Raw genomic sequence first — 13,897 nt, forward strand, 5'->3', positions numbered from 1 at the left:
GGGATCCTTAGCGATGCAAGCGAATGTAGTGGATGAGGAGGAGATGTATGCTAACTGCGATAAAGAAAGATGGGACTTGGATGACCCTTCCTGAAAGGATATCGGCAAACGTGCTTGCTGAATGGAGAAAGTCAGCAAATTATTACTGTCCGTGCTGCAAGATGGAAATGTCCATCAAAGCAGGAAACGTCAGGATCCCGCATTTCGCCCATAAAAATAATTCTTCATGCCGTGCTTCTTCAGAACCGGAATCCGCCTATCACTTAATGGGAAAAAGAAAATTGTTTCAGTGGTTTTTATCACACGGCTATCAAGTGGATTTAGAAGCCTACTTTCCCGAAATTAAGAAAAGGGCTGATATCTTAGCTACGATAGGGGGGAATCGCTATGCAATAGAATTTCAATGCTCCGTAATCCCGGAGGTTGAATTCATTGAACGGACAAGAGCCTATCAAAGCGTGGGCATCAAGCCAATCTGGATCCTCGCTGCAAAACGCCTAAAAAGGAAAAGCATGTATGAATTCAGTTTATCCCGCTTCCAATGGCTCTTTGTCAGCGGCAGCTGGCACCATCCGTTTCTTTGGATGTATTGCCCGGAAACTAATCATTTATCAGTATTGAAGAACCTCACTCCCTTCACCCCTAGAACCGTATTTGCCGAATTGACTTCAGCTTCCTTAACACTCCTTCCCCCTAGTCGGGCATTGCCCCAAAACAGCTTTCGTTTCCCTTTTCTGCCTGCTTGGAGATATAAACGAAAAGACTGGTCCCTCCATCGTGTGAAAACTGCACGTAGAACCAATCCTTTTTTCGAAGAACTGTATTTACATCATATTACACCTGCAACAATTCCCATTGAAGTGGGTGTTCCAGTCAGAGGGATGCTTTTGATCGAAACAGCCCCGATTGAATGGCAGGCATGGTTTTACATGGATGTGTTTCAAGAGAAAAAAATAGGGGAAAAGATTTTCATGGCGAATATTATCCACTTTTTTAAGAAGCGTTCAAAAAAAGGGGAAATAAAGTTCAGGCCGTTGCCATTGCTTCATGAAAAACCACCCTTGGAGTACCCTGTAGGTCAATACATTAAGTTATTGGAGCACATGGGTTACATATCAAAGTTGGAAGAGGGGGTTTTTAAAGTTGAGAAGGAATTTTCCCTTCCCTTCAACAGTGATCAAGTTCAAATGATGGAAAAATTTTTCTATGATAAGCATAAGTTGATGCTGGAAAAGGGGAATATCCAGTATAATCAGGGAGAACATCCCTATTTATCTTGAATTCAGATGAAATGGCAGGATTATTTTTGTTATTGGAGAAATAGTAATAAGAACGAAATTTAAAAACTTTTAGAAAGCATGAATGCCGTATGCATAATTGCAGCGTTCAATCCGGTTTAATGAGTTATCTGATTGGCGAGTTTTCTATAGAATGGAGAGGAATTTTTATGGCACAGGAAACAAAAGTGAATGCATTACCCTCAAGAAGTGAAATAGCTGCAGAGGATACTTGGAGATTGGAAGATATCTTCGCCACCGAAGAAGATTGGGAAGCTGCCTTCAAAGTAGTGAAGGAAGACCTCAAGAAAGCGGAGGCACATAAAGGGACGTTGGGCGAAAGCGCAGAAAAGTTATTTGCAGCCCTTCAACTCCAAGATGAAGTATTCGAGAAGCTTGGGAAAGTTTATTCTTATTCACATATGCGCAATGACCAAGATACAACCAATCCTTTTTACCAAGGGATGGAGGATCGGGCCAAAGCTTTATACGCCCAGGCAGCAGCTGCGTTTTCATATATGGTTCCTGAGTTATTGAGTATTGACGAAAGCAAATTGGAAGGGTTTTTAGAAGAAAAAGAAGAATTGAAATTATATAAACATTCTTTAGAGGAAATTAATCTTCAGAGACCCCATATCTTATCTGCCGAGCAGGAAGAATTATTGGCACAAGCATCAGAAGTACTCGATTCATCAGGCAATACTTTCGGTATGCTTAACAATGCTGATTTGAAATTCCCGACCATCAAGGATGAAGAGGGAAATGAAGTGGAAATAACTCACGGAAGGTATATCCGTTTTCTTGAGAGTGATGATCGACGTGTACGTGAGGAGGCATTTAAAGGGGTATACAGCAAGTATGGTGAGTTCCGTAATACGTTTGCTTCAACCCTGTCAGGAGAGGTGAAAAACCATAATTTCAATGCCACAGTACGAAAATATGATTCAGCACGCCAAGCGGCGTTAAGTAGCAATAACATTCCGGAGACCGTATATGATAATCTCGTTAAAACAGTCAATGACAACTTGCCTTTACTGCACCGTTATCTTGATTTACGTAAAAAAGTACTCGAATTAGATGAACTTCATATGTATGATCTATTCACTCCTCTTGTAAAAGAAGTGAAGATGGAAGTGACATATGAGGAGGCCAAAGATTATGTCCTAAAGGGTCTTGCTCCGCTTGGTGAGGACTATTTGAATGTTTTGAAAGAGGGATTTGAAAACCGTTGGGTCGATGTACATGAAAACGTAGGGAAACGAAGCGGTGCCTATTCTTCTGGTACATACGGGACGAATCCATATATTTTAATGAACTGGCAAAATAACGTCAATAACCTATTCACGCTCGTTCATGAGTTTGGGCATTCGGTCCATAGCTACTATACGCGTAAATACCAGCCATACCCATACGGGAATTATTCGATATTTGTAGCGGAAGTTGCATCGACTTGTAATGAAAACCTGTTGAATGATTATTTACTTAATACAATCGAAGAAGAAAAGAAACGCATTTATTTATTGAATCACTATCTAGAAGGTTTCCGTGGAACATTGTTCCGCCAAACGATGTTTGCAGAGTTTGAACATACCATTCATCTTAAAGCTCAAAATGGGGAAGCATTGACAGCGGATATGCTTACTAAGGAATATTATGAGCTGAACAAGAAATACTTTGGCGAGAATGTGAGCATTGATGAAGAAATCGGTTTGGAATGGGCACGTATTCCACATTTCTATTATAATTACTATGTTTATCAATATGCGACCGGAATCAGTGCAGCAACAGCTTTAAGCAAGCAAATCCTTGAAGAAGGAGAGCCTGCTGTCAAAAGGTATCTGGAGTTCTTGAAATCTGGAAGTTCTGATTATCCGATTGAAGTACTCAAAAAGGCTGGCGTCGATATGACAAAAGCCGAGCCTGTACAAGAAGCCATGAATGTATTCGAAGAAAAATTAAATGAGTTGGAAGAGCTTTTGAATAAGTAGGATGTGAAAGGGACCCGAATGGCTTCGGGTTCCTTTTCATCTAATATGGATATCCGTTATAATCCTTTAAAGCGGTTTCTCTGATTTAAGCTGTGAAGAATAATGAAGAAAACAAAAAATAAAATAGGGGAGGTAAAATACAGAGGAATGAGGTTCATGATACCGAGTAGCTGGACGAATAGCGACCCTATCAAGAGTATAAGTAGAATAAAGCCTTTCAATTTGGCCACCTCCAACCTGGCAGCAGGATAAAAGATCATCTGCTTTTTTATTAGATTTTATGTTTCAAAATAAGCAGTATTCTAAGAATATGACAATAATGTGAAATTGCGCACAAGTTCTTGCAATTAATGTGTATAATCTGCTATAGTACAGATATAGAAGTTATCACATCCAAACATATACCCCTTTGTTTGTTCGTCGTGAAATTTCTCCCATCCCCTTTTTCGTATAAATAGATGAAAACCCCGGCAAATTTAGCGATTTGCCGGGGTTTTTCATTTGCTGATAAATTAAACGGGTTGAATTGATGCCGGTGTAACAAAAGTAGCAAGTTTAGATAATGAAAAATAAAGATATAATCAGTGTTGTGATATTTTTCACAATTAAATTCATACCATTTCAATATCATATATCAAATGCACTTATACCGTTAAAGCAAAATGAGGCTCTTATTTTGCTAGATACCAGAAGGGGTTATAATAATTGGAAAATATATATTGTGAACAATTTGTGAAAAGTTGCACATATAGTTGAAACATAAATGGGTAATCTGTTATATTATTTATTGTGAAGTGAATCACAAACAAACTTATACCCCTTTGTTTGATCGTGAAAAAATTTCTCCCATCCCCTTATTTCTTATAAAAAAACCATGCAATCGTTGATTTGCATGGTTTCAGTTTGTAGACAAAAGGGGTTCGGAATTAAAAAATTCCGAACCCCTTTTTGAGATTCCCTTTGAATTTTTGCCTGAAGTTAGGAGATTGGGGCTCTACGAGCCCACTATGTTAGGCCATTTTTGGACCTCGCCATGTCCAATTGGCCATCTTCTTTAAATTAATGGCAGCGAAAGTAAGCATCGCCTGCATCGACAATTTTTTAAGTCCCCTTAAAGTTGTCCAACGCATACCATGCTTTTCTTTTGCATCTGCGAATACACGCTCAATCGTTTCTTTACGTTTCGCATATATAGTTTTTACATCTTGATGATGACGCAGATGATCTGCTTCTTCCACATGTGTTTGCCAAATATGCCGTGTCACCACTTTTTGATGGTCTTTGCTTTCTGTACACTGAGATAAAAATGAGCATGTCGCACAAGTGTGTTTGGGTGATTTATACTCGCGATAGCCCTCTTTATTGGTTGTTGAGTACTTTAATAGCTCTCCCGAAGGACAAAGGTAACAATCAAAATGTTCATCGTATACATAGTCCTGTTTGCGGAAAAATCCTTCTTTGGTGCGAGGACGTGTATAAGGTAAAGCCGGTATGATTTCTTTGTTAAATAGGTAGCTTGTAATCGCTGGTGTTTTATAAGCTGCATCTGCGGCAACGGCTTCCGGTTTTCCAACTTTCTCAATCACTTGTTCAACTAGTGGCTCTAAGATCTGACTGTCATGTATATTTCCAGGTGTTACAATCGTTCCCAATACAAAACCGTTGCGGTCTGCGGCCGCATGGAATGAATAGGCAAACTGTTTTGTTCGTTCATCTTTCACATAGTAGCCACTCTCAGAATCCGTTGTACTTTCTTTAATCTCTTTGGTCTCTTCTTTATCAAATTTATCTGATGGAAAAGGCTTCTTTCCATGTTTTTCACGATCTTGATTGATTTCTTCTTGAAGACGCCCTTGATACGCTCGTGTTTCTTTACGAACGATTTTCTTTTCAAATTTCCTTTTATTCGCACTGGCTTTCACATGTGTGGAATCCACGAAAACGTGTTCAGCACTTATTAACTTTTTATTAGCAGCTGTCATTAAAATGCGATAGAAAATCTGTTCAAACAGGTCTGTATCTTTAAAGCGTCGCTCATAATTTTTCCCGAACGTAGAGAAATGAGGTACTTTATCATGGAAACCATAGCCTAAGAACCAACGGTAAGCCATATTGGTTTCAACTTCTTCAATCGTTTTACGCATGGAACGAATACCGAAGGTATATTGAATGAATGTCAGTTTAACTAAAATAACTGGATCAATACTTGGGCGTCCTACCTCTGAATACATCTCTTTCACCAAGTCATAAATGAAAGTGAAGTCAATGGCAGCCTCCATTTTACGAACCAAATGGTTCAGTGGCACCAGTTGATCTAACGTAATCATTTCAAGTTGATCTCGCTGAATAGAATCATGTTTAGAAAGCATCCTCATCACCTCAAGTTTTAATACTTCTATTTTAAAACAAAAATGACTCCAGGCAAAAGTGTTTATCTAAAAGGTAAGACAAAGTTGATTGGAACGGAAGGTACGAGACTCCTGCGGGAAAAGCGCGTCTAGGGGAGACCCCGCAGGCGAAAGCCGAGGAGGCTCCCCGACCGCCCGCGGAAAGCGAGTGCCTGGAGTGGAAAATCAACGGCCAAATTGTACAACTCATAAAAAATAGACAAACTCGATTTTCATCGAGTTTGTCTACAGTCTGAAACCATGCAATCGTTGATTTGCATGGTTTTTCCCTTTTTAAACAACAAAGAAGCAGTCAAATTCATGACTGCTTCTTTGTATATCTCCAAAACGTCCCATATTTAGCCGGAATTTTCTCTGCCAACTGTTTTAAAACAAGTTTCTTCATTTCCAATTCGACGTTATTCTTGTTCATATTATAAACCGTTTCGATTTCCTTTGTGGCCACTAGTTTGAAACAGCTTAAAAACTCTTCGAGGGAGGGTGGTTTGGCAGGTGCGGGAAGGCCATTCAGCATATCTTCTAAAATTTGAACATATACCTCGTAAGAATAGACACCCGAAACTTTTATTCCCTCTTCTTCAATATTTTGATTGAAAAAAACAAGGGAAGGGATTTCAGTCACTTCCATTTCACTGGTGATTTTCATGTCACATTGAAAACCCTTGGCTGCACTGGAAGAATTGATGTCAAAAAGGAATTCCTCCACATCCAATCCAACCGTCTTGGCACACTCGGTCAAGACTTCAATATTGGATATATCCCTTTTTCCTATGAATAAATATTCTTGAAGCTGCCTTAAAAAGCGAATGGCCAATTTACGGCCCTGCAATTCCGCTGCTTTTATTGCGATGGAAGCTGTATAAGGAGAAGAGATCGGGTTTTCAGACCAAAGACTTCCGTCACAGGACATTCCCGAGCGGCTGGCTGTCTTTTCCCAAACTTGAGCAAGGTTTTCATAATTTTTATTTTTCCCCATATTAAGAGAATCGATTTTACCGCTTAAAACATGGCGTAAACTGAATAATTGACCATATTCTATCTGTAATTTCCTAATAATCGGTTCTAAGCCCCAGCATTCGGGACAAAGCGGATCAACAAAAACATAAATTTCAATTGGCTTTTTTCCTATATCATAGCAATGCTGTGTCTTGATCCAATCGGAAATATTGAAAACTGGTTTATGTGCGCTCAACTGTCTTCTCCTTTCCCGTCAGTTCCGGATGTATTGATCATATGCTGTGCTGTTAAATAAAGGCGGTGATAGAAAAATTCCCTAATTTCACCCTCAAGGCCCACTTCGTCCATAGCTTGATACATGCATGAGAGCCATGCTTTCGCACGATCTGGTGTAATTTCAAAAGGTATATGTCGAGCCCGCAACATAGGATGGCCATGCTCTTCCGTATATAAAGAGGGACCACCTAAATATTGAGTCATAAATTGTTTTTGTTTACGGACCGTTTCAGTTAAATCGTCAGGGAAAATCGGCTGCAGATCCGGGTGTTGACTAACGTTGGAGTAAAACACATCAATTAACCTGTGTAATTGCCCTTCTCCAATTAATTCATATGGTGTAGGGTTCCCTTGCATCATGTTGATTACTCCTTTTAAAGAAAGATGGTTGATATTTATTCATATTTTATCAATGACGTCCTGATATAACAAATATATAGCTTGAAGAAAATTTTACATCTGTAGTATGACACAGGGGAATGTACGGGATAGACCGCTTTTTAGGTAGCTTTAACATTTTGTCCAGCGGTCTCCGAAATATGTAGACATGAAAAAACTGACCCGCCAATAATATCAGGGTCAGCTTTCATTAGCTTGAAAATGTGCCATACACTTTTTGAACATAATTCCGGGTTTCTCTAAAGGGCGGAATGCCGTTATATTTATCCACGTTTCCTGGTCCTGCATTATAAGCAGCAAGTGCAACCTTGATGTCCCCATCATAACGGGCCATCATTTGACTTAAATATTTACTCCCGCCCATGATACTTTGTTCCGGATTGCTGGGATCATCAACTCCAAGGCTCCTTGCAGTTGCCGGCATTAACTGCATGAGGCCAGTTGCACCAGCATAACTGGTGGCTTCGGGGTTAAAGTTAGATTCTTGTTTAATGACCGACTTTATCAGTTTTTCCGGGAGATTATATAAACTGGCCGCCTGGCTGATGATTTGATCGTAATTTGTGCCGGTTTCGCTGGACTCATTGTTAGTATATGCAGTGGCTATCGGGTTCGATTTCAGGCTGCCGGATTGAAGAAAGGACTTCGTTTCCGTTTCCACATTGGTTAATAAGGAACCCAATGTCTGCGAAGTGCCTTCAAGAGCATCACCCGAAACCAGTTCCGACAGCATGTCCTGGAAAATGGATCGAGATGAACCATTATTTGTGATGTTGCCATTTGTGAATTGCTGGATTGCCTGCAATTCCATAAAAGTTTTGAAATCTTGGACTTTCAAACTCTCCACCTCCGATTATGGTTCAAACAGGATTATTCCTGGAATTTGGCGCGATAAAACCTCTTAACTTTATTTTCGGGTTCCCTTTCGGGAATTTGAAGGGTTTCAAGGAGGGTCAGGAAATTTTTTTTCCCCGCTTTTGCATCCGTCACTTCGTATTCAAGTTCAAAGTCTTCCTGATTCACATACGAACTATGATCTAAAACAAGTAAACCATCTTTGTAAGGAAATTCAACACGGTCCGTCTTTAGTGTCCCAAAACAGGTAAAGTCTTTTGGATTAATTCCGCATTCAAGAATAAGATGTTGGATCTCGCCTTCAGGGAAAGTGTTATGATTCAGAAACGCATAAGCGGCCTCTTCAGGGATATCTTGATTCGTTTCCAATAATCCTTCTGTAGCAGGCTGTTTTAAAGTCAGCTCGTATCGACCATTTTTCTCCCGGATCCTTAGTGCAGAGCCCTGATTTTTCAAATGGAATTCTAATGTATCGAAGTAATGATTTTTCTGTGATTTAAAGTTCGATGCAACGATATGAAAATAATCGATCAGTTGACGAAATTCCTTTTCACTTAAGAGATTCTTAAATTCTATTTCAATATGCTGGTTCATGTTTTCCTTCCTTCCTGGCTGAATCTTAGGTTAATCATATAAGAACAATTCCAGCTGTCAAATTGAATGCAATAATTTTTTTGTATTGTACTTGAATATTTAGGAATCAATTGCAGGATATGATAAAATATAAACGTTGAACTCAAGAAATGGATTACCGTATATAGAGAAATTAATACATACTTTTTGTTTTAGAGTAAGATTGAATAGGATCCAGCGGTGAATTGCAGTAAGGCTTGGACTGCTGGATATAGGAGAGCGTTCTGCCCATACCAGAGTTGAACAGACGCTTTTTAGATAGATATAGGTGGTGTGGCAATGGAGAGTTGGGACGATTTCTTGGCGCCTTATACTCAGGCTGTCGAAGAATTAAAGGTTAAGCTTAAGGGATTAAGGAAACAGTTTGAGAGAGAGAATATTCACTCGCCGATCGAATTTGTAACAGGCAGGGTAAAGCCGATTGTCAGCATTTTGGATAAGGCGAGCCAGAAGGATATTCCCATTGATAAATTGGGAACCGAAATTCAGGATATTGCAGGACTTCGCATGATGTGCCAGTTCGTGGATGATATCGAACAGGTAGTTGAACTTTTACGGGGTCGCAATGACTTCGAGATAGTCGAAGAGAGGAATTATATTTCCCATAAAAAAGCAAGCGGCTACCGTTCTTATCATGTTGTCATCCGCTACCCGGTCCAGACGATCCATGGCGAAAAAAATATACTTGCCGAAATTCAAATCAGGACACTTGCGATGAATTTTTGGGCGACGATTGAACATTCTTTAAATTATAAATATAAAGGCATTTTCCCGGAAGATATTCAACTGCGGTTGAAACGCGCAGCGGAAGCGGCCTTCCTGCTTGATGCAGAGATGTCGCAAATCCGGACGGAAATCCAGGAAGCACAGCGTCTTTTTTCCCGGAAGAAAGATTCTTAAACTGATAAATGGAACAGGAAGAAATCTAAATTGTAAGGTGGGATAATATGAAATTTGCGATTACGTCAAAAGGAGATGCGAAATCGAATACTTTAATGCAAAGGATGCGAACGTATCTTCAGGACTTTCATTTGGAATATGACGAAGATCAGCCGGATATTGTCATTTCTGTCGGTGGTGATGGCACCTTATTATACGCTTTTCACCGTTATAAGAATCGATTGGACAAAACCGCCTTTGTTGGAGTACATACAGGACATCTTGGTTTTTATGCGGATTGGACCCCTGATGAAATTGAAAAATTGGTGATAGCGTTAGCAAAAACCCCATTTCAAATTGTGGAATATCCACTGCTCGAAACAATCGTCCGTTATCAGCATGGTGGACGGGAAACCAGATTTTTGGCTTTGAATGAATCGACAGTCAAAAGTGTTGAAGGTACGCTCGTCATGGATGTTGAAATACGCGGACAGCATTTCGAGACATTCCGTGGAGATGGTTTATGCATTGCGACACCATCCGGAAGCACGGCTTATAATAAGGCGCTTGGTGGTGCCATCGTCCATCCATCAATCGATGCCATCCAGATTACCGAATTGGCATCCATTAACAACCGGGTATTTAGGACGGTCGGATCGCCTCTTCTGCTGCCGGCTCATCATACGTGCATGTTCAGGCCGGTCAATGCAGTCAATTTTCAAATTACGATTGACCATTTGACCCTGCTTCAGGAAGATGTAAAGTCGATACAGTGCCGAGTGGCAGATGAAAAGATCCGGTTTGCCAGATTCCGCCCTTTTCCTTTCTGGAAAAGAGTGCATGATTCATTTATTGCTAACTAAGGAGATAGACTCACCTCATGTCAAATCAAAACTTTTCTTTGACCTGGTCGGTTTTTGAAGAGGATTCTGGCTCTTTATTGCGAGAGTTTCTCAGCAAATGCGATATTTCAAAACGAGCATTAACGGATATCAAGTTTAAAGGTGGCTATATCCAGTTGAACGGCGTAGAAGTAACCGTAAGGGAACGAATTGAAACTGGCGACACCGTCACCGTCATATTTCCACCGGAGCAGGGAAGTGAAGGCCTTTTGCCAGAACCCATCCCCCTGAATGTCAGGTATGAAGATGAGTTTGTATTGGTGGTGGCCAAGCCTCCTTCCATGAATACCATTCCCTCCCGGGAGCATCCCAACGGCAGTCTGGCCAATGGCTTGGCAGGTTATTATCAAAAGACGGGGATACGGGCAACGATCCATATTGTTACAAGGCTTGACCGCGACACATCGGGTCTGGTTTTAATTGCAAAGCATCGGCATATCCATCATCTTTTAAGTGAACAACAAAAATCAGGTCAGGTGAAACGGAGATACCAAGCCATAGCTGAAGGAACCGTTGACGGACCTGAAGGAGAGATAGTGGCGCCAATCGGACGAAAGTCGACCAGCATCATTGAACGGGAAGTCAGGGAGGATGGACGGTATGCCCGTACCCTATTTAAGGTATTGGCACACACTGGGTCCCATACATTCCTTAACTTGGAACTCCAAACAGGACGGACACATCAAATCAGGGTACATATGGCGCATATGGGTCACCCGCTGGCTGGTGATGATTTATATGGAGGGAGCAGGAGCAGTATCCCTCGTCAAGCCCTTCATTGTTTTGAATTGAAATTTTTACATCCTTTCACAAAGAAGATGATGTTGTTTCAAGAAGAGTTACCTGAAGATATGACCCGATTGCTCGAGGGAAGTAAGGGCTGGGATTCCTGACGTATAACCGGCTCTCATTAAACAGAATTCAGGATTATGAAAAAAATCGATAGATGCCAAAAAAACTCACCAAGATGGCGAGTTTTTTTGGTTAATCAAAGGACGTCCTGAATTTTTCCGCTATATATGGCATGGTCGAAGGCACCTCTTGAAGATCCATTTCGGGATAACGCACAGCCGTTAGTTTTCCACCGAAGACGCAGCCTGTATCAATATTGTATGTATGATTGACTCGTCTAGCTTCAGGGACTGGCGTATGTCCATACACGATCCAGGTTTCCCCTTTATAGGATTGGGCCCAGTCCTTCCTGACAGGAGACCCATCTGGATGTTTGGAGCCGTTGATATCCCCGTAGAGGACAAAGGTTTTTACCTTACTGCTGTATTGACCAATATAATCACTGCGAATTCCTGCATGGGCAATGATCAATCGCCCATCATCAATGAAATGATAGAGTGGGGACCGTTCATACAGATCCAGGAATTTTTTTCGGATTTTCTTCTGCTCCCGATTGTTTAGGTTCTCATATTCAGCTACTGTAGTCTCTAAACCATGTGATATTTGAACTTTATTGCCTGAAAAATACCGATACAATTTATTGCAGTGGTTACCTGGGGCATACCTAGCAATATTTTGGTTAATGACTAATTCATGGACAACCTCGATAACTTGAAGGGAATCTGGGCCGCGATCGGTTAAATCCCCTACAAAGCCGAGAATCCTTCCAGAGGGATGTACTGGAAACCCAGTCTCCCACGTATAGCCCATTTTTTCCGTCAGCTGCCTGAATTCGGCGAAACATCCATGAATGTCCCCTATGATATCGATGTTCATTTGACACACCCTTTGTTTGTTTTGTCTATGTTTATGGTATTAGTATAGTATTATTTTAAAAAATAAAATATAAACGAGGAAATGAAAAAATATATTTTAGGAGGTGTATGGTTATGGAGGAGATGAAGGACCAGGAGCGGGAGAGTAGTCAAATGAATAACGAGCTTTTGCTTGAAGCGCTTAAAACGGAAAATCTGGATCAGTTCCGTACGGAGTTCCTTGAAATGCATCCGTATGATCAGGCTCAATTTTACACAAGCTTGTCAGATGAATTCAGATCCGTCGTTTACACATATTTGTCACCGGAAGAAATGGCGGACCTTTTTGAAAATATAGAAATAGATGAAGAGAATTACGAAAGCCTATTGGCTGAAATGAATCCTTCTTACGCAGCCGCTATGCTTTCCCATATGTATGCGGATGATGCGGCAGACGTCCTGAATGAAATCAATGATGAGCAGGCCGTCAGCTATTTGACCATCATGGATGATGAAGCGGCAAGTGAAATCCAGGAGCTTCTGAACTATGAGGAATCTACGGCAGGAAGTATCATGACGACAGAGTTCATTGCCATTGAAGCAAACGAAACGGCTCGATCAGCCATGCAAATCTTAAAAAGGGAAGCTCCGGAAGCGGAAACGATATATTATGTGTTCGTTACCGATCAGGATAAGAAGCTGCTTGGTGTTTTATCGCTCAGGACATTGATCATAGCTGATGAAGATGCTTTAATTGGTGATTTAATGGATGACAGGGTAGTTTCCGTACCTGTATCCGAAGACCAGGAAGAGGTGGCACGAAAAATAAGGGACTATAACTTCCTTGCCGTGCCGGTCGTCGATTTCCAAAACCATTTGTTAGGGATTATTACGGTTGATGATATCATTGATGTCATGGATGAAGAGGCATCCGATGATTATTCTAAATTGGCAGGTATATCTGATCTTGATCATGTTGATAGAAGTCCCTATTCTGCTGCGAAGAAACGGTTGCCTTGGTTGATCATTCTTTTGTTTTTAGGATTATTGACCGCTAGCCTGATTGGGCGTTTTGAAGAGACACTTAGTCAAAAAGCGATCCTGGCTGTATTCATACCATTGATTGGCGGCATGGCTGGCAATACAGGAACACAAGCATTGGCAGTGGCGGTACGGGGAATTGCAACAGGGGAATTGGAGCAGGAAAGCAAGTGGAAGCTGGTCATGCGTGAGGCGGGGACTGGTCTCATCACTGGCCTGACATGTGGAATAGCCAGCATTTTAATCGTTTATATTTGGCAAAACGATCTAATGCTGGGTTTATTGGTCGGCATATCGATTTTCATAACATTAGTAGTTGCCACACTCGCAGGATCGCTTGTACCGCTCCTCATGCATAAAATGAAAATCGACCCAGCTGTAGCCTCCGGACCATTCATTACAACCATCAATGACATTATCAGCATTCTGATTTATTTCGGATTGGCTACATTATTCATGGGTTATTTACTATAAGCTAAAGAAGGCCTTCTTGGAGAAGCTATATTCCAAGGGGACTTCAGAAAACGGTGTTTTTATCAGAGGAAATTTGATATACTGTCATTAGTAGCAGGTACT

At 40.9% G+C, this 13,897-nt stretch carries 12 protein-coding genes; 6 read left to right on the plus strand and 6 right to left on the minus strand.

Annotation, left to right across the window (positions count from 1 at the left end):
- Nucleotides 1-47 precede the first annotated feature (47 nt).
- Complete coding sequence (locus QUF78_RS07120; RefSeq protein WP_289324125.1) at nt 48-1,280, plus strand: competence protein CoiA; 1,233 nt, start codon at nt 48-50, stop codon at nt 1,278-1,280.
- Between the two features lie 167 nt (nt 1,281-1,447).
- Nucleotides 1,448-3,265, plus strand: a complete 1,818-nt coding sequence (gene pepF / locus QUF78_RS07125; protein ID WP_289327255.1) for an oligoendopeptidase F — start codon at nt 1,448-1,450, stop codon at nt 3,263-3,265.
- A 1,010-nt stretch (nt 3,266-4,275) separates the two neighbouring features.
- Here the strand turns inward: pepF and QUF78_RS07130 are convergent.
- The 5 genes from QUF78_RS07130 to QUF78_RS07150 all read right to left on the minus strand — a co-directional run bounded on the left by QUF78_RS07130 (nt 4,276) and on the right by QUF78_RS07150 (nt 8,754).
- Nucleotides 4,276-5,634 carry an IS1182 family transposase gene (locus QUF78_RS07130; protein WP_289323635.1) on the minus strand — a complete coding sequence of 453 codons (1,359 nt, stop codon included), beginning with the start codon at nt 5,632-5,634 and terminating at the stop codon, nt 4,276-4,278.
- 337 nt (nt 5,635-5,971) lie between these two features.
- Nucleotides 5,972-6,865: a ClpXP adapter SpxH family protein gene (locus QUF78_RS07135; RefSeq protein WP_483313836.1), complete on the minus strand. Its 894-nt coding sequence runs from the start codon at nt 6,863-6,865 to the stop codon at nt 5,972-5,974.
- The gene (locus tag QUF78_RS07140; protein ID WP_289317456.1) at nt 6,862-7,266 is read right to left on the minus strand and encodes a globin domain-containing protein; all 405 of its coding nucleotides are present in this window, start codon (nt 7,264-7,266) and stop codon (nt 6,862-6,864) included. The genes QUF78_RS07135 and QUF78_RS07140 overlap by 4 nt, the downstream gene beginning before the upstream one ends.
- Nucleotides 7,267-7,495: 229 nt before the next feature.
- Nucleotides 7,496-8,152 carry a lytic transglycosylase domain-containing protein gene (locus tag QUF78_RS07145; protein ID WP_483313837.1) on the minus strand — a complete coding sequence of 219 codons (657 nt, stop codon included), beginning with the start codon at nt 8,150-8,152 and terminating at the stop codon, nt 7,496-7,498.
- 23 nt (nt 8,153-8,175) lie between these two features.
- Nucleotides 8,176-8,754, minus strand: coding sequence for a CYTH domain-containing protein (locus QUF78_RS07150; RefSeq protein WP_289324127.1), 579 nt, complete (start codon nt 8,752-8,754; stop codon nt 8,176-8,178).
- A 318-nt stretch (nt 8,755-9,072) separates the two neighbouring features.
- Between QUF78_RS07150 and yjbM the strand changes: the two genes are divergently transcribed.
- The 3 genes from yjbM to QUF78_RS07165 are packed head-to-tail and all read left to right on the plus strand — an operon-like array spanning nt 9,073 to nt 11,467.
- A complete protein-coding gene (yjbM, locus tag QUF78_RS07155) occupies nt 9,073-9,693 on the plus strand; it encodes a GTP diphosphokinase (RefSeq protein ID WP_289317453.1) in 621 nt (206 codons plus the stop codon).
- Nucleotides 9,694-9,740: 47 nt separating this feature from the next.
- Nucleotides 9,741-10,535: an NAD kinase gene (locus tag QUF78_RS07160; RefSeq protein WP_289317452.1), complete on the plus strand. Its 795-nt coding sequence runs from the start codon at nt 9,741-9,743 to the stop codon at nt 10,533-10,535.
- A gap of 17 nt (nt 10,536-10,552) precedes the next feature.
- Nucleotides 10,553-11,467 (plus strand): RluA family pseudouridine synthase, encoded by a 915-nt coding sequence (locus QUF78_RS07165; RefSeq protein WP_289324128.1) that lies wholly within the window; start codon nt 10,553-10,555, stop codon nt 11,465-11,467.
- 91 nt (nt 11,468-11,558) lie between these two features.
- Here the strand turns inward: QUF78_RS07165 and prpE are convergent, their stop codons facing one another.
- Entirely contained in the window at nt 11,559-12,302 is a 744-nt protein-coding gene (gene prpE, locus QUF78_RS07170; RefSeq protein WP_289324129.1) for a bis(5'-nucleosyl)-tetraphosphatase PrpE, read from the minus strand.
- Between the two features lie 122 nt (nt 12,303-12,424).
- Here prpE and mgtE point away from each other — a divergent pair, with 122 nt between their 5' ends.
- Nucleotides 12,425-13,795, plus strand: a complete 1,371-nt coding sequence (gene mgtE / locus QUF78_RS07175; RefSeq protein WP_289327257.1) for a magnesium transporter — start codon at nt 12,425-12,427, stop codon at nt 13,793-13,795.
- Nucleotides 13,796-13,897: the final 102 nt, after the last annotated feature.

The organism is Peribacillus sp. ACCC06369, assembly GCF_030348945.1.
In the GTDB taxonomy this organism is placed as follows: domain Bacteria; phylum Bacillota; class Bacilli; order Bacillales; family DSM-1321; genus Peribacillus.

What these genes read in the sequence shown, in the direction of transcription:
- QUF78_RS07120 (WP_289324125.1), top strand. Translation starts at nt 48, where the DNA reads ATGCTAACTGCGATAAAGAAAGATGGGACTTGGATGACCCTTCCTGAA.
- pepF (WP_289327255.1), top strand. Translation starts at nt 1,448, where the DNA reads ATGGCACAGGAAACAAAAGTGAATGCATTACCCTCAAGAAGTGAAATA.
- QUF78_RS07130 (WP_289323635.1), bottom strand. Translation starts at nt 5,634, where the DNA reads ATGCTTTCTAAACATGATTCTATTCAGCGAGATCAACTTGAAATGATT.
- QUF78_RS07140 (WP_289317456.1), bottom strand. Translation starts at nt 7,266, where the DNA reads ATGATGCAAGGGAACCCTACACCATATGAATTAATTGGAGAAGGGCAA.
- QUF78_RS07150 (WP_289324127.1), bottom strand. Translation starts at nt 8,754, where the DNA reads ATGAACCAGCATATTGAAATAGAATTTAAGAATCTCTTAAGTGAAAAG.
- yjbM (WP_289317453.1), top strand. Translation starts at nt 9,073, where the DNA reads ATGGAGAGTTGGGACGATTTCTTGGCGCCTTATACTCAGGCTGTCGAA.
- QUF78_RS07160 (WP_289317452.1), top strand. Translation starts at nt 9,741, where the DNA reads ATGAAATTTGCGATTACGTCAAAAGGAGATGCGAAATCGAATACTTTA.
- QUF78_RS07165 (WP_289324128.1), top strand. Translation starts at nt 10,553, where the DNA reads ATGTCAAATCAAAACTTTTCTTTGACCTGGTCGGTTTTTGAAGAGGAT.
- prpE (WP_289324129.1), bottom strand. Translation starts at nt 12,302, where the DNA reads ATGAACATCGATATCATAGGGGACATTCATGGATGTTTCGCCGAATTC.
- mgtE (WP_289327257.1), top strand. Translation starts at nt 12,425, where the DNA reads ATGAAGGACCAGGAGCGGGAGAGTAGTCAAATGAATAACGAGCTTTTG.